The organism is Pseudoalteromonas sp. CR1 (genome assembly GCF_019392235.1).
In the GTDB taxonomy this organism is placed as follows: domain Bacteria; phylum Pseudomonadota; class Gammaproteobacteria; order Enterobacterales; family Alteromonadaceae; genus Pseudoalteromonas.
In genome coordinates this window covers 105,913-131,033 of sequence record NZ_JAHXRM010000001.1, presented here as the reverse complement: position 1 = coordinate 131,033, position 25,121 = coordinate 105,913, and the positions used below count along the sequence as shown (strand labels likewise).

General features: G+C 40.6%; 21 protein-coding genes. 7 read left to right on the top strand and 14 right to left on the bottom strand.

Going from position 1 to position 25,121, the window contains the following annotated elements; translation table 11 throughout:
• Positions 1-132 precede the first annotated feature (132 nt).
• Positions 133-1,548 (top strand): amidohydrolase family protein, encoded by a 1,416-nt coding sequence (locus KZZ04_RS00645; protein ID WP_219421397.1) that lies wholly within the window; start codon positions 133-135, stop codon positions 1,546-1,548.
• A 231-nt stretch (positions 1,549-1,779) separates the two neighbouring features.
• Complete coding sequence (locus tag KZZ04_RS00640) at positions 1,780-2,928, top strand: hypothetical protein (protein WP_138527830.1); 1,149 nt, start codon at positions 1,780-1,782, stop codon at positions 2,926-2,928.
• 245 nt (positions 2,929-3,173) lie between these two features.
• On the opposite strand, the gene KZZ04_RS00635 is transcribed toward KZZ04_RS00640, so the two are convergent.
• A complete protein-coding gene (locus KZZ04_RS00635; RefSeq protein WP_138527832.1) occupies positions 3,174-3,932 on the bottom strand; it encodes an ABC transporter substrate-binding protein in 759 nt (252 codons plus the stop codon).
• Between the two features lie 127 nt (positions 3,933-4,059).
• Positions 4,060-5,034, bottom strand: a complete 975-nt coding sequence (locus tag KZZ04_RS00630) for a transposase (protein ID WP_138532833.1) — start codon at positions 5,032-5,034, stop codon at positions 4,060-4,062.
• Positions 5,035-5,159: 125 nt separating this feature from the next.
• Here KZZ04_RS00630 and KZZ04_RS00625 point away from each other — a divergent pair, with 125 nt between their 5' ends.
• On the top strand, positions 5,160-6,188 hold the full coding sequence (locus KZZ04_RS00625) for a hypothetical protein (protein ID WP_138529632.1): 1,029 nt from the start codon (positions 5,160-5,162) through the stop codon (positions 6,186-6,188).
• A gap of 501 nt (positions 6,189-6,689) precedes the next feature.
• Here KZZ04_RS00625 and KZZ04_RS00620 read toward each other — a convergent pair.
• The 6 genes from KZZ04_RS00620 to KZZ04_RS00600 all read right to left on the bottom strand — a co-directional run bounded on the left by KZZ04_RS00620 (position 6,690) and on the right by KZZ04_RS00600 (position 13,773).
• Positions 6,690-7,526 (bottom strand): transposase, encoded by an 837-nt coding sequence (locus tag KZZ04_RS00620; RefSeq protein ID WP_249310763.1) that lies wholly within the window; start codon positions 7,524-7,526, stop codon positions 6,690-6,692.
• Between the two features lie 53 nt (positions 7,527-7,579).
• Positions 7,580-7,732, bottom strand: a complete 153-nt coding sequence (locus KZZ04_RS21110; protein ID WP_249310761.1) for a hypothetical protein — start codon at positions 7,730-7,732, stop codon at positions 7,580-7,582.
• Between the two features lie 624 nt (positions 7,733-8,356).
• Entirely contained in the window at positions 8,357-11,248 is a 2,892-nt protein-coding gene (gene gcvP / locus KZZ04_RS00615) for an aminomethyl-transferring glycine dehydrogenase (protein WP_219421395.1), read from the bottom strand.
• A gap of 156 nt (positions 11,249-11,404) precedes the next feature.
• Positions 11,405-11,794 (bottom strand): glycine cleavage system protein GcvH, encoded by a 390-nt coding sequence (gene gcvH / locus KZZ04_RS00610; protein ID WP_058403188.1) that lies wholly within the window; start codon positions 11,792-11,794, stop codon positions 11,405-11,407.
• 204 nt (positions 11,795-11,998) lie between these two features.
• Positions 11,999-13,081 carry a glycine cleavage system aminomethyltransferase GcvT gene (gene gcvT, locus KZZ04_RS00605; protein ID WP_138529628.1) on the bottom strand — a complete coding sequence of 361 codons (1,083 nt, stop codon included), beginning with the start codon at positions 13,079-13,081 and terminating at the stop codon, positions 11,999-12,001.
• A 92-nt stretch (positions 13,082-13,173) separates the two neighbouring features.
• On the bottom strand, positions 13,174-13,773 hold the full coding sequence (locus KZZ04_RS00600; RefSeq protein WP_138529626.1) for a hypothetical protein: 600 nt from the start codon (positions 13,771-13,773) through the stop codon (positions 13,174-13,176).
• 126 nt (positions 13,774-13,899) lie between these two features.
• Between KZZ04_RS00600 and KZZ04_RS00595 the strand changes: the two genes are divergently transcribed.
• Together KZZ04_RS00595 and KZZ04_RS00590 are read left to right on the top strand one after the other, a co-directional pair.
• Complete coding sequence (locus KZZ04_RS00595) at positions 13,900-14,745, top strand: LysR family transcriptional regulator (RefSeq protein ID WP_058403191.1); 846 nt, start codon at positions 13,900-13,902, stop codon at positions 14,743-14,745.
• 197 nt (positions 14,746-14,942) lie between these two features.
• Entirely contained in the window at positions 14,943-17,108 is a 2,166-nt protein-coding gene (locus KZZ04_RS00590; protein WP_138529624.1) for a TonB-dependent receptor, read from the top strand.
• A gap of 132 nt (positions 17,109-17,240) precedes the next feature.
• Here the strand turns inward: KZZ04_RS00590 and rlmB are convergent, their stop codons facing one another.
• The 6 genes from rlmB to KZZ04_RS00560 all read right to left on the bottom strand — a co-directional run bounded on the left by rlmB (position 17,241) and on the right by KZZ04_RS00560 (position 23,364).
• Positions 17,241-17,984 (bottom strand): 23S rRNA (guanosine(2251)-2'-O)-methyltransferase RlmB, encoded by a 744-nt coding sequence (rlmB, locus tag KZZ04_RS00585; protein ID WP_006794097.1) that lies wholly within the window; start codon positions 17,982-17,984, stop codon positions 17,241-17,243.
• A gap of 5 nt (positions 17,985-17,989) precedes the next feature.
• Positions 17,990-20,431, bottom strand: coding sequence for a ribonuclease R (rnr, locus tag KZZ04_RS00580; RefSeq protein ID WP_138529622.1), 2,442 nt, complete (start codon positions 20,429-20,431; stop codon positions 17,990-17,992).
• A gap of 200 nt (positions 20,432-20,631) precedes the next feature.
• Positions 20,632-21,369: an enoyl-CoA hydratase/isomerase family protein gene (locus tag KZZ04_RS00575; protein ID WP_219421393.1), complete on the bottom strand. Its 738-nt coding sequence runs from the start codon at positions 21,367-21,369 to the stop codon at positions 20,632-20,634.
• A 113-nt stretch (positions 21,370-21,482) separates the two neighbouring features.
• On the bottom strand, positions 21,483-22,097 hold the full coding sequence (locus KZZ04_RS00570) for a DNA-binding response regulator (RefSeq protein WP_138529618.1): 615 nt from the start codon (positions 22,095-22,097) through the stop codon (positions 21,483-21,485).
• Positions 22,094-23,197: a sensor histidine kinase gene (locus KZZ04_RS00565; protein WP_219421391.1), complete on the bottom strand. Its 1,104-nt coding sequence runs from the start codon at positions 23,195-23,197 to the stop codon at positions 22,094-22,096. Before KZZ04_RS00565 ends, KZZ04_RS00570 begins: the two co-directional genes overlap by 4 nt.
• Entirely contained in the window at positions 23,194-23,364 is a 171-nt protein-coding gene (locus KZZ04_RS00560) for a hypothetical protein (protein ID WP_171034612.1), read from the bottom strand. The genes KZZ04_RS00565 and KZZ04_RS00560 overlap by 4 nt, the downstream gene beginning before the upstream one ends.
• Before the next feature lie 157 nt (positions 23,365-23,521).
• On the opposite strand from KZZ04_RS00560, the gene KZZ04_RS00555 reads away from it, so the two are divergent.
• Both KZZ04_RS00555 and KZZ04_RS00550 read left to right on the top strand, forming a co-directional pair.
• Positions 23,522-24,388 (top strand): DMT family transporter, encoded by an 867-nt coding sequence (locus KZZ04_RS00555; RefSeq protein ID WP_219421389.1) that lies wholly within the window; start codon positions 23,522-23,524, stop codon positions 24,386-24,388.
• The gene (locus tag KZZ04_RS00550; RefSeq protein WP_219421387.1) at positions 24,385-25,089 is read left to right on the top strand and encodes a glycerophosphodiester phosphodiesterase family protein; all 705 of its coding nucleotides are present in this window, start codon (positions 24,385-24,387) and stop codon (positions 25,087-25,089) included. Before KZZ04_RS00555 ends, KZZ04_RS00550 begins: the two co-directional genes overlap by 4 nt.
• Positions 25,090-25,121 lie beyond the last annotated feature (32 nt).

The following is a 25,121-nucleotide window of genomic DNA, read 5'->3' as shown; positions in this document are numbered from 1 at the left end:
GCACTTAGGAAGCCTCTCTCTTTAGTTAAATTATAGGTTCAACGTTTTGTTTTGCTAAGTTATGTATTTTGACGTTATCTTAACTGAGCAACTATAACTATCAGATAATAATTAAACAAAAGGAATGTACCGATGTTGAATATTACAGCAACAAGTTTATATAGATCTGCACTCTCAGTTTTAACCTGCTTATCTTTATTAAGTATTTTAGTAGTACCCATAGCAAGTGCTGCAAAGCAATCTGAACCCACCGCATTAGTTGGCGGAAGACTGATAGATGGCTTTGGTAATCAGCCACTTGCCAACAGCGTAATATTAGTAAAAAACGGACTCATTGAAAAAGTTGGAACAGTTGATACGTTACCTGTACCTACGGGGTACAAAATTGTCTCAACAGAAGGCATGGATATACTTCCTGGCCTTTGGGAAAACCATGCACACTTAATGCTAAATGGTCATGCTGATTACAAGCACTGGCATAAAGAATATACTCCTAAACTAACAAGCGAAATAATGCCTGCAAGCGCTGAACAATTATTGTTAGCTGGGATCACCAGTGCCCGCGATTTAGGCGCACCATTAAAAGACTCCATTACAATAAAAAATAAAATAGAGAATGGTGAAATTCCAGGTCCACGCTTGTTTGTTTCGGGTCCCTTTTTGCAACACGAAGCCTACCCTGGTACCGAGCTGTATAGGTGGAGTGTTAAAAACGTTGAAGATGCCAAAAAAAAGGTCAACAAATTGGCTGATGCAGGTGTTGATATTATCAAACTCATTGACCACGACATGATGAAACTTGAGGTAGCACAAGCTATTGTTGACCAAGCCCATAAACGCAATTTAGTCGTGGTTGCTCACTCACATAAACCTGACGAAATTAGACGAGGCTTAGAAATAGGGGTGGATAATTTTGAGCACACAGGACTTACCACAGCTCCCGAATTTCCAAACGATGTGATTGCTTTACTCAGAGAGCGCACAGCCAAAGGCAGAATTGCCGGCGGACCACTTTATTGGACCCCAACGGTAGAAGGACTTTGGAATTATGACTTAACCGTTGCCAACCCTGAGCGTTTAGATAATAAATGCTGGCACCGAGGACTAGAAAAAAGCACTATTGATGATATTCGCGGCTCATTAAAAAATGTAGGCGAGCTTGAATATATGCAACTAACACCAATGCGCAAACCCACGTTAAAACGAAAAATTCAACAATTAAAAGAATCTGGCGTAGTTTTATTGGTAGGTACCGACAGCGGAATACCAACCAAATTTCACTGTCAAAGCACATGGAACGAATTAGCTGTATGGGTAAACGAAATGGATATTTCTGCAATGGATACAATTCGTGCCGCGACTTATTGGCCATCAGTGCTAATGAAAGTAAACGATAAAGTGGGAACAGTAAGCGAAGGAAAATATGCAGATATTATTGCTGTTAAAGGTGATGTATTGCGTTATATAAACCTTTTACAGCATGTTGATCTAGTCATGAAAAACGGTAAAGTTTATAAACTAGATGGTAAAGCGACAGCTGATAAATAAGGTCCTAAACCTTTTATTCTCCACTTCTTTAATACATGTTAGAAGTGGAGGAAATTTATTAAATATTCTAACTTTGTTCACCTGTAAAAAAAGCTTAATATTAGCTTTATAAATAAAAAATAAATTAAAAAAAGCAAATATCAGTCGATTCAACGTTAATGGGTTGCTGTAAGTTAACAATAATAGGATAGTAAATTACATATAAAACAATCGCGTTATCTTAGGAATATTATGATCAAAGTATTATTAGCGACCAGCTTAATCGCCTCTTCATTCGCTGCTTTAAGTAATCCTTTAACTGTTGAAGAACAGCGCATCAACAAAGCCCAATCGGCAATGCCAAATGTTTTAAAAGCATTTACCCCGCAAATATCAAGTTTTGAGCAGCAATTTAAAGAGCTTAACAACTTTAAAAGTGCAAAAACATTAGTACAAAGCTTTAGTTTTGAACTGTGGGAAAGTGCCAAGCAACGCATAATAAAAACCAAAAACTACGACGACCGAGAGCTTTACTGGGCGCGCCTGCTTTCAAGCAAAGTAATACGCACAACATCACCTAAGTTTTCAATTACGCAGGCTCAACTAAATACTTTACTAGTCCTACTTGAAGAAGGCAGCAGAGGCCGCACCGACCTTACTTTTTCATCAGGCAGCACTAAAAAAATATTACTTACAGGCTTTGACCCATTTTTACTCGATAGAAACATAAACCAAAGTAACCCCTCAGGTGTTGCGGCGTTATTACTCGACGGCCAAGTTATTAATTACAACGGCATCAGCGCAGAAATTAACACCGTTATGGTGCCTGTACGCTACGAAGACTTTGATCAAGGCATAATAGAATCACTACTTGCCCCCTACTACGCACTTAATAATGTAGACATGGTAGTCACCGTAAGTATGGGCAGAACAGAATTTGATTTAGAGCACTTCCCGGGTAAACGCCGCAGTGTAACTGCCCCCGACAATGCCAATATTGTGTATGGTGGAACGCAAACAAACCCAGTAATACCAAAACTTAACGGCCGGCCACTCCCGGGCAACGAATTTGTAGAATTTAGCTTGCCTGTAAGTTACATGCAACAAGCCAAAGGCCCTTATAAAGTTATCGACAACCGTGAAGTCACCACGCTTGAAAAAACCTATAAAGCGCCTTCGTACGGCGAGCTTAAAAATAGTATTGCGGTAAATGGCGGCGGCGGTGGTTACCTGTCTAACGAAATATCGTATAGAAGTATTCGCCTACGCGACGCACTTAATTCAAGTATACCTACAGGGCATATTCATACCCCACGTATACAACAATTCGAACCTGAAACAGAAGCTAAAATAGTAAAACAAATAAAGGCAATGCTAGAGCATAGCTTAGTAGCGCTATAGTTTATAACTACAAATTTAAGCGCGTAAAAAAGGGCAATAATATTGCCCTTTTTTATAATCAGCTGAATATGGCTTTTTATGATTGGTAAGTGGAGAGAAATTTTTATTTGCCTCTTCATAAAACGCTTATTTTAACGGAATAATAAAACGAAGTTATTTAAGACAAATTTTGCATTTTTTCACTCACAAATATGGAATAAAACACTCTCTACAGGCTGCCCTTAAAAATAAATAAAATATAACGACTATTTATCAAAGCTAGACAAAAACATACTTTCAGGTACTTTATTTTTAATCATAACGTCATGGTATGTACCGTCTCTTATACCCAAATCAATCGCTTTATTCACTACCGCCATAGCTTTTAAACTTTCAGCAATGTCTTTTGCAAATGCAACATGAATTGAACGTTTCTCAATCACGTTAGAGTCAAATAATATGTCGTTTTTAAATTCAATCAACTCAGTGCTTAACAAATACTTGCCATAGCTTTCTGACATAATTAAGCGGTCTACTTTTTGGTTAAAAAGCAGTTTAAACCCTTGCTGAGCCGTGGCAACTTCTAACAGCTCATAAGTGTGATAGCCCGTTAATATTTTATCGTGCACACCTAAACGAACACCCGCAATAATATTTTCTTTGTCTTTTCTATCCTTGTGATAAAAAGCACCAAACGCCCCCACTCCAATTGGCTTTGACAAAACCGCCCACTGCTCTCGTCCTGGCAGATTAGCTGCTAAAAATAAACCGTCAGCTTTTCCTGACTGAGTATAATAGTTCGCTCTAGCCCAAGGTAAAACAATGGCGTCTACTTTATACCCTAGTTTAGCTAAACTTTGATTTAAAAATTGCCAGCTAGCACGATAAATTGGGTAATTCTCCATCAACATTTTGTCATGATCATGACCAACCGCAAACGTAATGGTTTTATCCTTTTCACTGGCATTTAACGAGCTGATATTAAAGCATAAAATGCAAAGTAGAATGAGCGCTCTACGAACCATAGTAACCTCTTATTTAAAAGGGAATTTATAAGGCATAAGTCAACAAGGGGTCAAATCTTGACTTCAGACATCAAACAACCTCGAAGCGCTTCCCACTGTAATTTAACCTTCTTAAGTCAACAAGGGGTCAAATCTTGACTTCAGACATCAAGCAATCTCGAAGCTCTTCCCACTGTAATTTAACCTTCTTATCTTCAACCATTAATGCATTTAATCTACCAACAGTTTTTGATACTGCCGAATAGTGCTTAACATTAAAAACATTTGCTAATGCCTGCAAATCTAATCCCGTTAAATCTTGGCAAAATTTAATAGCAAACCAACGGGGTAAGTTTTTCTCTTTTCGCCCCTTTTTAACCATAACTATATCATCTACCTCAACATTAAGGTGTTTAGCTAAGTAAGTAATTACATCATTCGCTGAGTGCTTTTTACTAACAAGCTTACTTTCACTGTTTGATGTTGCAATATAACCCTTTAAGTTTTCAATAAAATCTTCACAGCCTAACACCGACAGTAACTTTTTAGCGCCATAAAAAGCGCTTATCTCTTCATTGCTCTCATATTCAACAAACTGTTTGTACGCAGCATATTTACGCTTTTTACCTTGCAGCGAAAATATAAAATCTCTATTTAGCCATTTAGGTGTCGCACCACTTTTAATAAAAGCTGAATAGCTAGACCATTTGTACTTAGCAAAGTCATCTACCAACGGGGTGCTCGTTTCAATTGGGTTACGATGAATATACCGGCTAACATGCAATAAGTAATTATCAGCATCCACCAACACCGCTTTGTAGCGCCCTCTAAACAGCGTACCATCTGTATTATGGGTTCGGTTAAAGTATTGAGTGTAAAGGCCATTAATATGCTTCATGGCTCGGCCTAAATTAGCATCGGGGGTTTTTATTAACAGGTGGTAATGATTAGTCATTAAACAATATGAGTGCACTTCAATATTAAAACGAAGGCTTGCTTGCTCAATGCAATATAAAAAATACTTAAAGTCGTCATCACTCAAAAAGGTATTTTCATGCCCTCTTCCACGATTCATCACATGATAAAACGCATTCTCATACTCTATTCGCAATGGTCTAGACATAGCAATTCACTCAATAAGCAGTAAACTATAAATCTAGACCATTGATGTATGAAGTCAAGATTTGACCCCTTTGGTTTCAGACCCCTTTGGTTTTCAATCTGATGCCCATAACAGAGGTAAATTAAGTGCCATTAAAAAATATATTACCTGTAATTCTGATGATTGGCGGAATAGCCCTTTATTTTTCTAATTTTGACAGCCCATCAAAATTAGAAAAAAACACTGTTAATATAAATACAAAACATTCAGATACTAAACACCATACAAAATTTGATGACGCTTTGCAGCTACCCCAAAATAAAAAAGAATTAGGCATCAAGGTATTAGAAAGAAAAGTTGAGCAAAAGAGGGGAATACATCAAAATTGGTGCTCAGCTTCAAAAGACGTCATAATAGAGGACCGTATACTAATCGAAGACTCCATGAGTGATTGGGATGCAAGAATAGGCAAGGCTTATGTCGGATTCCGCGCAGAGATACATCAAGATGACTTTTTTTATCCCGACAACTATGTTTTAGCTCCCTATCAAGAAATGGGCTTAGACGAACTCGAAAGGTCCGCTAATTTAAATGATAAATGGGCCATGGTGACATTTATACAAATGGCAACGTATAAAGAACATAAGAAAGCTCTAAATTTTGCAAATGAGCTACTTATTCAAGGCGCTGTTCATCATGCACTTGAGTATTTAGTAAAATCAGAATTAATTCTGGCTAAAAGTAACCTTATGAAAAACGACTTAAATAGCGCTAGCAATAATGTTGCCAATGCTATTGCATACTCAATATTAGGTCTAGAAGAGTATAGCGAAGGTGGTCTGAAAGCATATTTAGGTATTATAGAAAGAGATAAAGAACTTAAAGAAATCTTTCAACCGTTAAGATTTTTAAAAGAAAGAAGTTCACTTATTAAAAAAACATATAACAAAGTCAGCCTAAAACTATCAGATGAGCGAGAAAGCAGATCTATTTTTCTTGAACAAGCACCAGATTTAGTCAAAAAGTACTTTAACACTAACTTGGCTGCCGTTACTTTAAATAAAGAAAAAGAATTAGACCTATTAAATGAATTGAATATCAGCAATACATTATCAAAGGCTGACACTAAATGTGTTGATAAATTGAGAGATGCAATGCAATCTTTTGTAAAATAACTAGGCATTGGTAATTTTAATTAAACAATTTTGTTATTGATAAGTTTAGTAGAGAAGATCACCCATTAGGAAGTTCCGGTCAAGCAGGCAGCTGTGTTTTCTTGATCTTTTATTCAAAAATCAAGTGTTGTTACTTTTTAAACTCAATTTAAATTTGGCTATACACCTAGTCATGACGTCGATTGGTGTGAATATGCACCAGTCACCCATATGAATTTAGGCGGTTTAATTAAGCATTATTGATGATTAATTAATGCCCTTGGCTTTCGCCTCAGTCATCGTTTAGTTCCAATATCAGTCCAGTTTCTGGCTGTGTTTACACACTGCGCTGTAACAATCCTGTGGTTTATGCTTGAACATAACCAACCCTTTGTGGCTCAAACATTGGGCATATCCAGTATTTAAAATATGAGCGGTTAACGTGCAGGCTCAATCAAATCTAGTGGTTTTACCAACCCCATTACTAGCTCAACACGTTAACCTAATTCCGTTTTATGGTCGTTAAGAAAAAGCCTTGTGTTCATCAAATGGGACATTATCTTTAAGCACGTGATAACAGGCTCTTGCGAGCTTATGCGCAACCGTTTTAATTGCGATAACCTGGTTCGTTTTAGCCAGTTTTCGTTGATAATATTTTTTGATTGTCGGGTTGTACCGAATGGCAAAATTAGCGGCCTCAGTAAACGCCCACGCTAAATAACGATTACCATTCTTTTGATTTGTAGCGCCTTTTTTCTTTCCATTACTGTACCTTGCTCCTTTAACACAGCGACAATAGGAGGAGAAATTACCTGGGCTATCAAAACGTTTAATCGTGCCTGTCTCTAACATAATGGTCAGTGCTAACGTATTCCCAATCCCATCAATACTGGTTAGGTTTATAAACTCAGGGGAGAGCGATGTTTGTTGTAAAATAGCACTCTCTATTGCGTTGATTTGCTGTTGAGCACAGCGTATTAATGAAAGGTTAGAAATGACCGACAGTGCTGTATTCGTTGAGCTGAAATCGGTGTGTACTTGCTCAACATTGACGCCTTTTCTGATAGCGGCCATTTGTTTGATTTTGTTGCTACTGAGCTTGTATCCAAGATGACGCATGTAACAACTTTGCACTGATAATAAGTTTTTAGTGGACTGTTGAACAATGTCCATTCGTTTACGCATTAAGTCGCGAACCGCCCTGAGCTCTCGAGGATAAATATAGCCCTCAGGCAGAATGTTTAAACGTAGCATTTCAGCTAACCAACACGCATCACTGTGGTCATCAGCATGCTTTAAGCCTGAATACTGTTTAATTGCAGCGGGGTTTGCTAAGTGAAGTTTAAACCCTTCATCCATTAAAGCATCGACTAACCAATACCAGTTAAAAGTTGATTCAACAACAAGTCCTTTTAAATTGTCTTTATAAGGACTGAGAAAAGATAAGATAAAATGACAGACATGTCATTATTTAAACGCTTAGCGGTAAGCGTTTCACCGTGTGAATTAATGATAGCAATAACACTATTATTTGAATGCAAGTCAATTCCACCATATAGTTTCATACTAAGCTCCTCGTGATACTGTTTATGTTTTGAACAACACAACTGTATCGAAAAACTCGAGGAGCTTTCTATATGATTATCAGGTCTTGTTTCTTGCCAAGACCAAACATCAACCTCACGTTTAACCCACCTCCCCCGTCATCGCGCCCTGAAAAGAAGCAATTGATGAGTAATATCGCGCATGGATGCGCGATAAGGCGAAACTAGGCCATGGATGGCCTATCTTCGCCGTTTATGTTCACATCAATTGTGATTTGAAGGAAATAGCGTGATGCTCGGGGCGCCGTGGGGTTCCAAGGGCCGGTCGGCGGTAGCCGCCCCTTGGTTGCCGCCAGCAATCTGGCAAAAAACCTTGAATAAGGTTTCTAATATTTAAAAAGCGCGAAATGCATTCACATTATCGGTGGTTATAAACCTCAAACACCTATTCAAATACTTATTCGAGCTACCGCCCGCGCGTCAGCAAGCTAAACGCCAACAACAATTAAATACCTTTTGGGCTTCGCCCAACACGCCAGCAAGCTGTGCGTCTACAACGTTTTAACACAAAAAAGCCGCTGCATTGCTGCAACGGCTTTTATAATTTCGATAAATCCTCACTCTAAAGTGGAATTTTTTCAAAAATTAGTCGCGGTAAGTCTCTACCGCTGGGCATGAACATACTAAGTTACGGTCGCCGTATACATCATCTATACGTGTAACCGTTGGCCAAAACTTATCTTTAGCAACGCTTGGTACTGGGAATGCAGCGTAAAAACGGTCATACGCGCGGTCCCATTCGTTACCTAACACGTCAGCTTGTGTATGCGGAGCAAACACAAGTGGGTTGTTTTCGATTGACCATTCGCCAGAGATTACTTTGTCGATTTCGCCTTTGATTGACACCATCGCTTCGATAAAGCGGTCTATCTCGCCTTTTGACTCAGACTCTGTTGGCTCAATCATCAATGTGCCAGCTACTGGGAACGACATAGTAGGTGAATGGAAACCGTAATCTTGTAGGCGCTTAGCTACGTCCATTTCAGTAATGCCTGACGCTTCTTTTAATGGGCGTAAGTCAACAATACATTCATGAGCAACGCGGTTGTTACGCCCACGGTATAAAATTGGGAAGTGCTGGCTTAGCTCGTGCGTTAGGTAGTTAGCGTTCACAATGGCCATTTCGGTGGCTTGTTTTAAGCCCTCTGAGCCCATCATGGTAATGTAAGCCCATGAAATAGGTAAAATAGCCGCTGAGCCGTAAGGCGCTGCCGATACGGCACCGTTGTTAATGTTGGTACCCGGTACATTAATTACGCTGTGGTTTGGCATAAATGGCGCTAGGTGCGATTTAACACCAATTGGGCCTACACCTGGGCCGCCGCCACCGTGCGGAATACAAAACGTTTTGTGCAAGTTTAAGTGCGATACGTCTGAACCAATAAAGCCTGGGCTTGTTACGCCTACTTGTGCGTTCATGTTTGCGCCGTCCATGTAAACTTGGCCGCCGTGCTCATGAATAATGTCACATAGTTCACGAATGGTTTCTTCGTAAACACCGTGGGTAGATGGGTACGTGATCATGGCACACGACAAGTTTTCAGACACTTCTTCAGCTTTCGCTTTAAGATCGGCCATGTCGATGTTGCCGTTTTTGTCACAGTTAACCACCACAATTTTCATGCTGGCCATTTGTGCCGACGCAGGGTTAGTACCATGCGCAGAACTTGGGATTAAACATACATTACGGTGCGCATCGCCGCGTGACTCGTGGTATTTACGAATGGCAATTAAGCCTGCGTATTCACCTTGTGCGCCCGAGTTTGGCTGTAGTGAAATCGCATCGTAACCGGTAATGTTAACTAGCCAGTCGTGTAGCTCGTTAATCATTATTTGGTAACCTTCTGCTTGGTCTAGCGGGCAGAATGGATGAAGGTTTGCAAATTCAGGCCATGTAACGGGGATCATCTCAGCGGTCGCATTTAGTTTCATGGTACATGAACCTAACGAGATCATTGAGTGGTTAAGCGCTAAATCTTTGTTTTCAAGGCGCTTAATGTAGCGAAGCATGTCTGTTTCGCTGTGGTAGCTGTTAAAGTTTGGATGCGTTAGTACTTCGTCATCACGCACTAAACTTGCTGGAATAGAGTCGCTACCGTTTGCTTCAATATCGGCTGCAATGGCATCTACGCTTAGGCCGTGGCCTTCACCTAGTACAATATCAAATAGCTCAGCTACATCGGCACGTGTTGTGGTTTCTGAAACCGAAATTGAGTACTCGCCGTCGTGGTTTGTAGCAAAGTTAACATCGTGTGCAATGGCACGTGCTATTACATCGTTTTTGTTGTCGCTTACTACTGTTAACGTATCAAACCATGTGCTGTGCTTTAGTGCCACGCCTTTTGCTTTTAGGCCAGTTGCTAAAATATCAGCAAAGCGGTGAATGCGCTGCGCGATAGTTTTTAAGCCTTGCGGGCCGTGGTACACCGCGTAAAACGCGGCCATGTTGGCAAGCAGTACCTGCGCTGTACAAATGTTTGAGTTGGCTTTGTCACGGCGAATGTGTTGTTCGCGCGTTTGCATAGCCATTCGTAGTGCGTCGTTACCTAAACGGTCTTTAGATACACCAATAATACGCCCTGGTAATGAACGCTTGTACGCGTCACGTGTTGCAAAAAATGCAGCATGTGGGCCGCCGTAACCCATTGGTACACCAAAACGCTGAGCCGAACCAAGTACTACGTCGGCACCTAGTTTACCCGGTGCTTTTAATAGTAATAAACTCATAATGTCGGCAGCAACACAGGCAATGGCCTTTTTGCTTTGTACGCCGGCAATTAGGTCGGTTACGTCAACTATTTCACCCGATGTAGATGGGTATTGGAATAATGCGCCAAAAATGTCGTGGTTAACGGCGTCGGCCGCTTTACCTACAATAATTTCAAAACCAAATTGCTCAGCACGGGTGCTTACTACGTCTATAGTTTGTGTGTGTACGTCGTCGGCAATAAAAAAGGCGTTGGCTTTTTTAGCTTTTGATACACGTTTTGCTAGGCCCATTGCCTCGGCAGCAGCGGTTGATTCGTCAAGTAACGACGCGCTTGCTAAATCAAGGCCTGTTAAATCTAGGGTCATAGTTTGGAAGTTTAGTAACGATTCTAAACGCCCTTGTGCTATCTCTGGCTGGTACGGCGTGTACGCTGTATACCAACCCGGATTTTCTAGTACGTTACGTAAAATCACGTGCGGTACATGTGTTGGGTGGTAGCCTTGGCCAATGTACGATTTGAAAACTTTATTTTTGCTTGCTACTGACTTTAAGTAGCTTAGTGTTTCAACTTCAGTACGGCTTTCGCCAATGCTTAGCGGTTGCTCTAGGCGAATGTTAGCCGGTACAGTTTGATCGATCAGCTCTTGTACACTCGATACTTCTAAAGCACTTAGCATATCGCTTACTTGCGCTGGGCTTGGCCCTATATGGCGGCGAATAAAATCTTGCTTTTGCTCTAACTGCTCAAGAGATTTGGCGTTTGACATGTGTCTAGATTCCTATGATCCTAAATACTAATGGGTAACTAGTATTAATTAAAATATATGATGATTTAACGTCAAAATGGTATGGAAAGTTGGCGATAAAATCATAAAAGCCCCATCAAACATAAAACGGGGCTTTTAAGTATCAATAAAGAGTGATTACTCTTCGTCGATAGTGTGCGAGTAACCTTCAGCGTCTAATAGGTTGTCTAGTTCAGACTCATCAGATGCTTTAACACGGAATAACCAACCATCACCGTACGCGTCGTTGTTTACTGTTTCAGGTGCGTCTTCTAGCTCTTCGTTAATGGCAACAATTTCGCCGCTAATTGGTGCGTAGATGTCTGACGCCGCTTTAACCGACTCTGCTACTGCACAATCTTCGCCTGCGTCTACTTCGTCGCCCACTTCTGGCAATTCAACAAATACCATGTCACCAAGTAGTTCTTGTGCGTGCTCTGTAATACCTACAGTAAAGGTACCGTCACCTTCGTTGCGAACCCACTCGTGTGAAGAAGCGTATTTTAATTCAGTAGGGATATTGCTCATTATCTTGTTCCTTTGGTTATGATACCAATCAAATTAAATATTTAACCACTCTAGCGGTCTAAATAAAGCGCTAACATCGTTATTAATTTTTCAGGTAGAACAACTACATATCAAAATTAATGCCTTGTTATCACTCTATTTATCCGTCGCTGTAGGTGGTTAATAACTCAACATGATTGGTATTATTGGGTGATAACACCAAATTTAAATTATTGATTTACCGTTACGTACAAAGCTAGGCTTCACTACTTTAACGTTAACTAATTTTTTGCGCATTTCTACTTGAGCTGTGTCGCCTGTTGAACGTGGTACACGTGCAAGGGCTACACTAAAACCAAGTGTAGGTGAGAAAGTACCTGAGGTAATAACCCCTTCCCCACCGTCAACAATTACTTTTGAACCGCTTCGCAATACGCCTTTTTCTTCAAGTACTAAACCAACAAGTTTGTCGGTGCTTTTTTCAGCGCGCTGTTTAACCAGTACGTCACGGCCAATAAAGTCACGATCTTCAGGTTCCCATGCAATAGTCCATGCCATGTTAGCGGCAAGTGGTGATACACTTTCGTCCATATCTAGGCCGTAAAGGTTCATACCTGCTTCTAAACGTAGCGTGTCACGTGCACCTAAACCAGCTGGCGCTACACCTGCATCTAGCAGTTGTTGCCATAAATCGGCTGCTTGGTCGTTTGGTACTACAATTTCGTAACCGTCTTCGCCAGTATAACCCGTTGTAGCAATAAATAAATCACCCACTTGAACACCAAAAAACGGCTTCATACCTTCAACTGCTGCTTGCTGCTCTGCATTTAAAAGCGTGCCTGTTTTTTCGCGTGCGTTAGGGCCTTGTACTGCAATCATTGCAAACTCTGGGCGCTCAGTCACTGTAACGGCAAAATCGCTCGATACATTAGCTAAATGCGCTAAGTCTTTTTCGCGCGTAGCCGAGTTAACCACTAGGCGGTAAAACGTTTCGCTGAAAAAGTAAATTATAAGGTCGTCGATTACGCCGCCTTGCGCGTTAAGCATACCCGTGTAAAGTGCTTTGCCCGGTACGGTTAATTTAGCCACGTCGTTTGCTACAAGCTTACGTAAAAATGCTTTAGCTTGGTCGCCTTCAATATCAACAATGGTCATATGTGATACGTCAAACATACCTGCATCGTTACGCACTGCATTATGTTCTTCTATTTGTGAGCCGTAGTTGATTGGCATTTCCCAGCCATGAAAATCAACCATTTTTGCGCCCGCTTCTAGGTGCTTAGCATGTAGTACAGTTTTAGAAGTCATAACATTCCTTCACGTTTTAAATTAACCCTTAATGGGCGTGGCTTAAATTAAAAACAGGCAAACATAGCTATGTTTGCCTGTTGATTGTTTTGTTATGCGGCCTGACTTTGCATGACTGCAAAACCTTGCGTTTGCATATAGCTTTGCCATTTTTGTAGCTCTGGCGCTTTAGCTATGAGCACAAAATGCTGCTCATCTTTGTTATCAATTGCGGTAATAAATACCTCACCGCTTTGCGCACCGTAGCATAATTGCGCGTCAGATAATCGCAAACCGGGTGTTAACTTAAAGGCATCAACTAACGTATCAAAGGCGTTTTCGCCGCTTAAGGTAAAGCTGGTTAAGTCGGTACGAATAACGTAGTCAATATCAAAACGAAGCTGTTGTTCGTTTATAAGTGACTGTAATTGAAGGCTTGCGCTGTAAGGTAATACAAATCGAAAGGCAGTTTCGCTGAAATAATACACGGCGTAGCTAAAGTCAGAATTGAAATCGCCGTCTAGCGTGCCTTTTAAGCCTAAACCGCTGGCCGTTAATTTTGTTAAATCGTGGCCTAAAATACTGCTTAAAAATACAGAAGCTTCGCTGCCGCTAAAATCCATTACAACTGTGCTGTTATTTGCTTGCAAAGCGTTTATAACCGCGCTGTTGGCGTTGCTGTGGCGGGCAAACATTATTGGGTTAAAAGTCATAACAAACACCTGTGTATTTTTAATCTTAAAATTATATTGCGCGGGGTCTGTAACAACAAATTGTAATTATTTATCAATTGATAAATAATACTTATATATGTGGCCACATAAATTGTAATTTTAAATATGAAAAATATATCAACCGACAGTTTACGCACCTTTGTAATGATTGTAGATGTAGGCGGATTTGCCAAAGCAGGCGACTTTTTAGGCCTTTCACAGCCTGCGGTAAGCTTACAAATAAAGCGCTTAGAAGATGTATTAGGTTATAAACTATTTAAAAAGCAAGGTCAGCGCCAAGTACTTAACCAGTACGGCGAACTATTATTGCCCATGGCAAAACAGATGATGCAATACAACGACGCCATTTTGCAGCAATTTACCTCAGAGAGTATTGCCGGAAAAGTACGCTTAGGCATACCTAGCGAATTTGCAGCGCGAATACTCCCTTCTATTATTGGCGACTTTGTGGCGCTTTACCCAGAGGTATCGCTTGAAGTTAAATCGCGTTTAAGTAAGCATTTATTATCGGCTTCTAGGCAAGACCAATTTGATTTAGTTCTTGCGCTAAACGAGCAACTTACCTCAAGTAAATTTCCTATTTTTATGCAAGACCAATTGGTATGGGTGGGCGATTTAAACCAAGCACAAAACCAAGTAGTTACCTTAGTAACCGCGCCAGAGGGATGCATTTATCGCCGCCGCGCTACCGATGCGCTTAAAAGTGCCGGCATAAAATACCGTATTGTATATAGTAACGCCGACTTAACTGGGCTTATTGCGGCTTTAAAAGAAGGGCTTGGCATTACAGTACTTGCAAAAAGTACCGTACCCAGTGAGCTTAATTACCAAGTACAAACTAAATACCTACCTGCACTGGGCGACATTGGTATTAGCTTGGTTAAAAGTTCAGGTGAGTCTGAAAATGCGGTAGATAAGCTTGCTGAGTTTATTGCCTTGCGTTTAGGCTAATAAAACACACACTCAACTTTATACCTAGCGTCACGATTACAAAACAATACAAAAGATATAAAAAAGTTAATTAAGTTACATAATATATGTTTTTAGTTCTAAAAAAATGAATATTTTTATACTAAATAATATTGATTCGCATTCGTTAACGTGTTCAAATTACGCCAATTCAGATAATCAACGTGATTAGGACAAAAATGAACCCTAAGTTTTTAGTATCTACTCTTGCAACTGCGGTTGCTTTGTCTTTTACAGCCACTGCAATGGCTAAAGACACCAGCGATAAAGAACAACGCTTTGAACAAATTACAGTTATTGGCTCACAGCAAGCTATAAACGACATTCCTGGTTCGGCTACTTTTATCTCTGACGAAGAACTTCAAAAATTTGAGTTTACCGACATTTCGCGTGTTTTAGCGTCTGTTCCGGGTGTTTACGTTCAAGAAGAAGATGGCTACGGCCTTCGCCCTAACATTGGTATGCGCGGTACTGGTACCGGCCGTAACGATAAAATTTCTGTGATGGAAGATGGTGTATTAGTCGCACCTGCGCCTTATTCTGCACCTTCTGCTTATTACTTCCCTACTATGGGTCGTATGGAAACAATAGAAGTATTAAAAGGCGCGGCCTCTGTTAAGTACGGTCCTCGTACTACAGGTGGTGTTTTAAACTTACTTTCTCGTAGCTTACCAACCGAGCCAAATAGCTCTAAAGGTATGGTAGATGCAGCCCTTGGTAGCGATGGCTACTACAAAGGCCACGCATACTTTGGTAAAGAAAAAAACAACACGTCTGGCTTAGTTGAAGTATTTACTTACGGCGCAGATGGCTTTAAAGAGCTTCCTGTTGGCAGCGACAACACGGGCTTTGAAAAAACAGATTTACTATTAAAATTTGGCCATACGTTTGGTCAAAACGATGCGCATAACATTGAGCTAAAAGTAAAATACTCTGACGAAACATCAGACGAAACTTATATGGGCTTAACTGACGAAGATTACACAGCAAACCCTAATCGCCGTTACGCTGCATCACAAAATGATGAAATGAATACTCGCCACAATGCTTACCAACTAAACTACGCGTATCGTTTTGGTGAAGGCTACGAATTACTTGCAACCGCTTACCTAAACGATTTTCATCGTAACTGGTATAAAGCAAGCAGTGTAGGCACAAGCACACTTGAACAATACAGCGATTTTGAAGCAAACCCAACAAGCGAAGGTATTGAAGGTATTGAAGGTATTGGTGTTAAAGCTAACAACCGTGATTACCAAGCAAAAGGCATTCAGTCTGAATTACATATTCCTGCAGGCGATCACTACGTTACAGTTGGTGTGCGTTACCACGAAGACGAAATGGATCGTTTCCAATGGCAAGACACGTACACGCTTAATCAAGACCTAAGCATGACGCTTACATCGCAAGGTATTCCTGGCTCAGATAGCAACCGTGTAGACAGCGCTAAAGCAAGCACGTTATTTGTTCAAGACGAATGGACATTAGACGCGTTAGTTATTAATGCAGGCCTTCGTTACGAAGACATTACCATTAAACGTGAAGAATGGTCTAAATCAGATCCAACGCGCAGCAATGGCTTAACTAAAGATATTTCGAACGATACTGAAATTTTAGTGCCATCGTTAGGTGCCACTTACACACTTAACGACAACATAACGTTACTTGCTGGTATTCAAAAAGGTTATGCTCCAGCGGCACCGGGTAATGCAGACCAAGAAGAAGAAGAAAGTGTAAACCTTGAGTTTGGCTCTCGCTTTAATATGGATGGCTTTAACGGTGAAGTGATTGCGTTTTTCTCTGATTACGACAATATGCACGGTAACTGTACTGCGGCAGTAGGTTGTAGCGACGAGAACATTGGCGACCAATACAACTACGGTGAAGTAGAAGTGTCGGGTTTTGAATTTAGTGCGGGTCGTACATTTGCAACAGACGCAGCACAATTCCCAGTTAAATTAACGTACACATACACTGACTCTGAGTTTAAAAACACGTTTGATTCAGAAATTTGGGGCTCAGTAGAAAAAGGCGACGCAATGCCTTACGTACCAGAAAACCAAGTTGCTTTATCGTTAGGCGCTGAGTTTGCATCGTTTGTTGTTAACAGCCAAATACGTTACGTGTCTGATTCTCATGCCGACCTATCTGACTCAGGCTTAAACGCAATCGATAGTCGTGTAGTGTGGGATTTAGCAGCTAAATACTTAATCGACGACAACCAAAAAGTATACTTAACGGTTGATAACCTGTTTGATAAAACGTACATCGCTAACCGTGCTAATGGCGGTATTCAGCCAGGTAAGCCTCGTAGTATTCAAATGGGCTACACATATAGCTTTTAAGTAATTGCTGAGTAAAACGGCTCGTTAGCTGAACCGTTTTACTCACGATATGCTAAGCAAATAATAGATACAAAAAAGCCGAGATTATTTAATCTCGGCTTTTTTAATGCTTAAGCTTTAAGCTAGGGCAATTTAATTGTTTGCGTTACGTTGGCGTAATACTTCAAATAAACAAATACCGGTTGCAACCGATACATTTAAGCTAGACACCGAACCTGCCATTGGAATTTTAACCAATACATCGCAATGCTCACGCGTTAAACGGCGCATCCCCTCGCCTTCTGCGCCCATAACAATGGCCATTGGGCCTGTTAAGCTTGCATCAAATACGTGTGTATCGGTTTCGCCAGCGGTACCAACTACCCATACACCCGCATCTTTAATTTCACGAAGCGTACGTGCAAGATTAGTAACCTGAATAAGAGGGACTGTTTCTGCTGCGCCACACGCTACTTTACGCGCTGTGCCGTTAAGCTTTGCCGACTTATCCTTAGGAACAATAATCGCGTGAACACCTGCCGCATCTGCACTACGCAAGCATGCACCTAAGTTATGCGGGTCGGTTATGCCATCAAGTACCAATAAAAATGGGGTTTCTTCACGGGCAATGATCACATCTAGATCTTTTTCGTTGTACGTTGGCGCCGCTTTTACGTTAGCAATAATACCTTGATGCTGTTCGTCTTTCGACTTGTTATCAAGCGCTTTACGCTGCATAAATTGTACTGAAATACCAAATTTACGTGCTTCATCAATAATCGGTGTTAAGCGTTTATCATCACGGCCTTTAAGGGCGTAAATTTCTAAAAATCGCTCAGGCTCTTTTGCTAAAATTGCTTCAACAGAGTGAAAGCCAAAAATTAATTCATTACTCACGTATTTTATGCTCCTGGGCTTGTACGTTTACGGGCATTTTTGCCTGGTCTTTTAGGCTTTTTAGCCGATTTCTTTTTCGGTTTTTTCTTTGTGGTGCCGTCGGTAGCTTTAATCGCCGACTTACCAGCAGCTTTGCCTTTACCGGCTGGCTTTTTTTTACCTTTGGGCTTGTCGTCTGACTTTTTGCCCGGTACTTTGCCTGCTTTTAACTGTGAGCGTACACTCGCTGGTGCTTTACCTTTTGGTGCACGACGGCGTGAATACCTGTCTTGTGCTATATCGCCTTTGAGCACTAAGTTTATACGGCGATCGTCTAAACTAACTGAGGCAACTTGCACTGTCACTTTATCGCCAAGGCGGTAAACTTTATGTGTGTGCTCACCTATTAGGGTATGTTTTGCAGCGTCGTGCTGGAAGTATTCATCACCTAAATTAGTAACATGAATAAGTCCGTCAATTTGTAAGTCGTCTAGGCGTATAAACAAACCAAAATTAGTTACCGATGAAATAACCCCGTTAAACTCATCACCAACGTGGTCTTGCATAAACTCACATTTAAGCCAATCGGCTACTTCGCGAGTCGCATCGTCTGCACGGCGTTCGGTGGTTGAACACTGCTCACCTAATTGATCTACTTCGTCGTCGGTATAAGCATACGCGCCTGATGTTTGTTGACCTTGTGCTTTTAGTACCGCTTTAATTGCACGATGCACAACTAAATCTGGGTAACGACGAATTGGCGATGTAAAGTGCGCATAAGCCGAAAGCGCTAAACCAAAATGGCCTATGTTATCTGGCTGGTAAACGGCTTGTTTCATTGAACGCAACAGCATAGTTTGAATAAGCTCGGCTTCTGGGCGCTCACCTAATTTAGCTAATACTTGGGTTATCTCTTTAGGGGTTGGTTCATCACTTAATGTGCTTTGAATACCAAGCTCAGTTAAAAACTGAGTAAAGTTACCCAGCTTTTCGCTGTCGGGCTCGTCATGTACACGGTAAAGTGCGCTGGCTTCGTGCTTTTCGAGTAACTTAGCCGCTGACACGTTGGCTAAAATCATACATTCTTCAATAAGTTTGTGCGCGTCGTTACGAATAACGGGCACAATAGACTCTATTTTACGCTGCGCATTAAATACAAAGCGTGTTTCGAGTGTTTCAAACTCAATAGCACCGCGCTCTTGGCGTGCTGATTTGAGCGCCATATACATTTGCTGTAAGTCAGTTAAATGTGGCACTACGGCGGCGTATTCGTCGCGAAGCTTTTCGTCGTTTTGTAAAATGGCGTTGACTTTGGTGTACGTTAAACGCGCGTGCGAATTCATCACAGCTTCGTAAAATTTATAACCCGACAACTTACCTGCCGCTGATACGGTCATTTCAGCAACCATACATAAACGGTCTACTTTTGGATTGAGTGAACACAACCCGTTAGACAGTACTTTTGGCAGCATCGGAATAACTTGCTCAGGAAAATAAACTGAGTTACCACGTGCTATGGCTTCTTTATTTAATGGCGTGTTCATACCTACGTAATGCGATACATCAGCAATGGCAACCCATAAACGCCAACCGCCTGACTTTTTAGGCTCACAGTACACTGCATCATCAAAGTCGCGTGCGTCTTCGCCATCTATGGTTACAAGCGGTAAGTTACGTAAATCTACGCGGCCTTGTTTGTCTGCATCTTCGACAAATTCGCCTAAGTGAGCCACTTGTGCGTCCACTTCTTCTGGCCAAACATGCGGAATATCGTGATTACGAAGGGCAACTTCAATTTCCATACCAGGCGCCAAATGTTCACCCAGTACGTCAACAACTTTACCTACCGCGTTCATATTGCGGCTAGGGTTTTGAGTAATTTTAACCTGCACCATTTGGTTGTGGCGGGCACCGTTTTCGTTGCCAGGTAAAATCATGATGTCTTGCGTAATACGCGGGTCTTCAGCGACTACAACTGCAACACCATGTTCAACAAAGTAACGCCCTACAATAGGTGCGCGCTCGTTGGTAAGCACTTTAATAATGCGGGCATCGCATTTTGAGCCAGAGCCACGTTTTGTGCCTTTAGCTAGTACAATGTCGCCATGTAACACCATGTTCATTTGATGTTTGGCAATAAACCAATCTTTGTTCTCGCCTTCAACTTCTAAAAAGCCAAAACCGTCTCTGTGGCCTATTACTTTGCCTTTGGTTAAACCGGCTTCGTCAATCAGTGCATAACATTTAAATTTATTAAAATATAACTGACCATCGCGCTCCATGGCACGAAGGCGACGTTTAAATGCAATTTGACGCTCTTCGTCATTCACGGCTAGTTCTTCGCATAACTGTGCGTAGTTAGCAGGTTTTGAACGCTCTTGAAGATGAGTAAGTATAAACTCACGGCTAGGGACGGGGTTTTCGTACTTTTCTTGTTCTCGACTGAGATTTGGATCTTGGTTTGACATTCACTATCTTGTTAGTTGGTTATGGAAGTATTTTAACCCATATACGTAAAATGAGACAGGTAAAAGCACTTAATCTTTAAACAAAGCGCATTTATCGGTTATTTAGTTTTAGAAAACTTAGCGTACAGGGCCTTAATGCGTGCTTAATTATGCAGCTTAATTATGTCATTGTGATTAAGCTGCATCCGTTAACTCAGTTATTACTTAGTTTTATGTAAATTTTTGTACAACATTTTACTCACGTTATCGATAAAGGCAGGGTCTTCTTCTTTTATAGTGTGTAAAATGTGTTTATTCATTTGCGATTTGTTTTGAGCGTAAATCCAACGGTTTTTATTAAACTGCGCTGCAAACTCATAAACGCCGGCTTGTAGTTCGTCGTTATCGTTAAATACCGCTTCTATTACGTTATTTTCAAACAGTTGTTGCGCGCCCACGCGTTCGCCCGTCATTGCTAGCCTATTAAAAAAGGTTTGCGGTATCGCTTTATTAATAATAGGAAACATAGACGGTACAAAAGGGACCAATACATCAACCTCTGGAAAGCAAAAAAAGCCTTTGTCTGACTTCATAAATCTAAAGTCGCAGGCACAAGCCAGTACAGCACCATTACCATACGTATGGCCGTTAAGGGCTGCAATAACAGGCATAGGAAACGTAACAATACGTTGTAGTAACTGTGTTATTTGCAACATAAAGTCAGAAATAGCCGCTGGTAAAATGCTTGGATTTGCCATCCACTCAAGGTCAATACCCAACGACCAGCTTTTGTCGCTTGCCGAAGTGAGCACAACCGAATGAATGCTTTTATCAGCCTCAATATGATCAAGGTGTAAATTAAATTCAGCCAAAAACGCTGGATTGTGTCGATTTTCTGCGGTGTTCATCGTTAATATTGCGACACTGTTTTTTACTGTTAAATCTATTAAGTTTGCCATTTAACCCTCTTTTAGCGCATTTTAAGCTTGTTTTAAGCGCTGTTCGTTGCTTTATTGTTATGGCTAATATAGTAAGGGTTTGTGTTAAATTTATAAACCTTAATCACATGTGTTTATAACCATCCTTTTTGTTTAGCTATACGTGCTGCGTCGATTCGGTTTGTTGCATTAAGTTTGGCAATGGCGTCTGACAAATAGTTACGCGTTGTGCCTTCACTTATAAATAACTGTGTGGCTATTTCGCTCGTTTTAAGGCCATCGCTTGCAAGCTTTAATGCTTTTCGTTCTTTATCGGTAAGTGGGTCGGCGTCGTCTAGGGCATTAATGGCAAGCTCTGGGTCAATTACCTTTTGACCTTGCATTACCTTTTTAAGCGCGTTGATTAGTTCGTCACTTGGGGCTTCTTTTAATATGAACCCTTTAACACCGGCACTTAACGAGCGCCTAATATACCCAGCGCGTGAAAACGTGGTCATGATCACCATTTTTATAGCCGGAAATTGCGTTGCTATTTTTTCACTAAGCTCAATACCATTCATAGTAGGCATTTCTATATCGGTTAAAATAATATCTGGCATCGCACCTTCATCAAGCGCATTAATAGCATTTAGGGCCTCTTGCCCGTTGCTTGCTTGGCCAATTACATCAATATTAAAATCTAGGCTAAGTAATGCACTAACAGCGTCACGCACTAGCGCTTGATCTTCCACTAAATATACTTTGATCATTGTAAATCCTCAGATGAAATTGGCAGCGCTACGTTTAATGTAAAACGTTCGCCACAGGTAAACGTTGCACTGCCTCCTATTTGCTCTGCCCGCTCTTTGATCCCATTTAAACCATTACCTGCTTTAAATGTGATGCAAGGAGCATTATCTATCACTTCAATGAGTAGTTGCTGGGGTGTTTGTTTAATTGTTATTACACAGTTTTTAGTTGCACTATGGCGTAATAAGTTAGTAACTGACTCTTTAATTATTAAACTAGCAATGCCCTCTACCTTGGCAGGTAGCACAGATAACTCAACGTTAAACGTGACATTAAAGTCCTGCTCTAATAACCGTTGTTTTAACTGTGCAACTTGGCTTACTAGATTGAGCTCTTTTAAGTCGCTTACGGCATTGCGCACATCGCTTAATAGCTGCCTTGCAAGGTCGGCTACTTGGGCTATTTCGTTATTAGCTTGCTCGTAGCGCTCCCCTTGGTTTAGCTTATTAGCCAGCTCGGCCTTTAATGCAATAGATGAAAGTGAGTGGCCTAAAATATCGTGTAGGTCACGCGCTATACGTTCTCGCTCAGCAATAGCAGCTAATTGCTCTAACTGGTTTGCGCTTTCTTGCTCACGCTTTTTATGGTCGCGTTCTCTTTTTGCTGCAATTCCATAACTAAATAAGGCGGCACATAATATTAATGCGACAGCCAAAAAGTACTGAAGCTTTCCCATATCGCTTAAATACGAACTTGCAAAAAGCGCGACTATAATGGCTAATGCAGCATAAAACCGCTGCTTTAGGGTATAACTATACCCTGCCACATAGGCAACAAAACCATACAAAGTAGGTGTACCAGAGGAAAAAAAAGTAGCGCTAAAACAAATGGCCAGCAAGGCTAAAAATAAGGGGGTAATTTTTGTGTTATCGCAGTTAATTGCTTTTATGTACAAAATAATAAAAGCAATATAAAAAGCTAAACATAGACTCATTTGGCTTTTTGTAAATTGGTCAAAATTAATAATTAATGGCAATAAATAAAAGCCTGTAAAAATTAAATGGCCATATTTCCAAAACGTTTTATCCGTTTGTTGAGAAAAGCTACTTTGCGAACTCATGCTAGCACCTCTGGTGTATTATTTTTATTTAAAGCACTATTTTTGTTAATAAATATAGATACCACAAAAATGCTCATCAACATAAAATAATCAATATAAGTGATAGTAAAATTGAGCGAATCAAAAAATTCGCTGATATCAAGACTCATTAAAACTAAACTATTCATAGCGCTCTCCTATTAAGTAGAGTAACTATGCCAGTACGTAAAAATAATAAGAGTGTGAAGTGTCATTAACTTTGCTGACATTTGTCATATTTCAAAAAATTCATCTTGTAGACGCTCGCCCAGTGATAACATGCTAAAAAAAGGAGATGACGTTTAAATGCAGCCACAACAGCAAAGTTTATTTTACTTACATATTGCCGTGTTACTTTTTGGAGGAACGGCCCTATTTGCCAAACTCATTGGTTTAAATGCGCTGGATATTACCGTTTACCGAACAGCCATTGCTGGTATGGCGATATTGACAATGCTTTTATTAGGAAAAAAACAAATAAAGCTAAATAAGCCAAAAGACTACTTTATTGCCCTATTTTTAGGTGTTGCGGTGGGATTACACTGGGTGACTTACTTTGCGGGGATGCAAATGGCAGGCATAACCATTGGTATGCTTGCATTTTTTAGCTACCCAGTAATGACGGTTTTTTTAGAGCCGTTATTTAATAAAAATAAGCCTCAAGCAAAAGACATAATAAGTGCTGGCGTAGTTGTACTTGGTATTTATTTATTAGTGCCAAGTGCTGATTTAGGTGACGATGTAACGCTCGGTGTTATTACTGGTGTGGTATCGGCGTTATTTTTCTCTATTAGAAACATTACCCATAAACGCTACTTTAGCCAATATGGCGGCCCACAAACAATGTTTTATCAAACCTTAGTGGCAAGCTTAATGCTGTGTGCATTTATTGAAGTGCCCGTGTACGAAGTGAGTAACCATGACCTTATTTTAATTGCCGTTGCTGGTATTATATTTACCGCTACACCACACTCGCTATTTGCGGCAAGTTTAAAACATTTATCGGCTGCAACGGCAGGGTTAATTTCGTGTTTACAACCATTGTACGGTACTATTTTGGCTATTATTATTGTTCACGAACGCCCAACATTAATGACTTTTATTGGCGGCGCACTCATTGTAAGCGCGGCATGCTTTGAAACTTGGTCGATTACTAAAAAGTCGCGACAATGAAAATTTTTGCACACAGAGGCGCAAGCGGCCACTTTCCCGAAAACACCAAAAGTGCCATTTTAGAAGCGTTGAATATTGGCGTAGATGGTATTGAAGTTGATATTCAAAGTGCCACCGACGACTACATGCTCATACATGACTCGTGGTTAGATCGAACCACTAATGGTAAAGGTAAAGTTAGCGAGTTTGACGCCGCAACTCTAGCAAAGCTTGATGCTGGTAATGGCGAATATATACCCACGCTTCAGCAGTTATTTGATTGGAATGATAATAAAACCTTACTTAATTTAGAACTTAAACATGCCTTTGAGCTTGAAAAGTTTGCTAACCAGCTTGAGCGTAATATCAGTGCGGGAACAATTTCATGTGCTAATATTTTAGTGTCATCGTTTGATCACCATCAATTACAATGGCTTAAAAAACGTTTACCTTGGTTAAAAATAGGCGCATTGACGTCTTCTATTCCAATTAATTACGCAAAGTTTGCCCAAGATTTAAATGCATTTAGCGTGCATGTAGATAAAAGCTTTATTAACAAAGCATTTGTAGATGATGCTAAAAAACGCGGGCTAGAAATCTACGCTTATACTGTGGATAAACAACAAGATATCGCACTTATGCGTGACTACGGTTTAGACGGAATTTTTACCAACTTTCCCATGCAATCTAAAGCATATTTGCTATCGTTAGCTAATAAATAGATTCGCTTATACCTTGCTAATGCCTGCGTAAA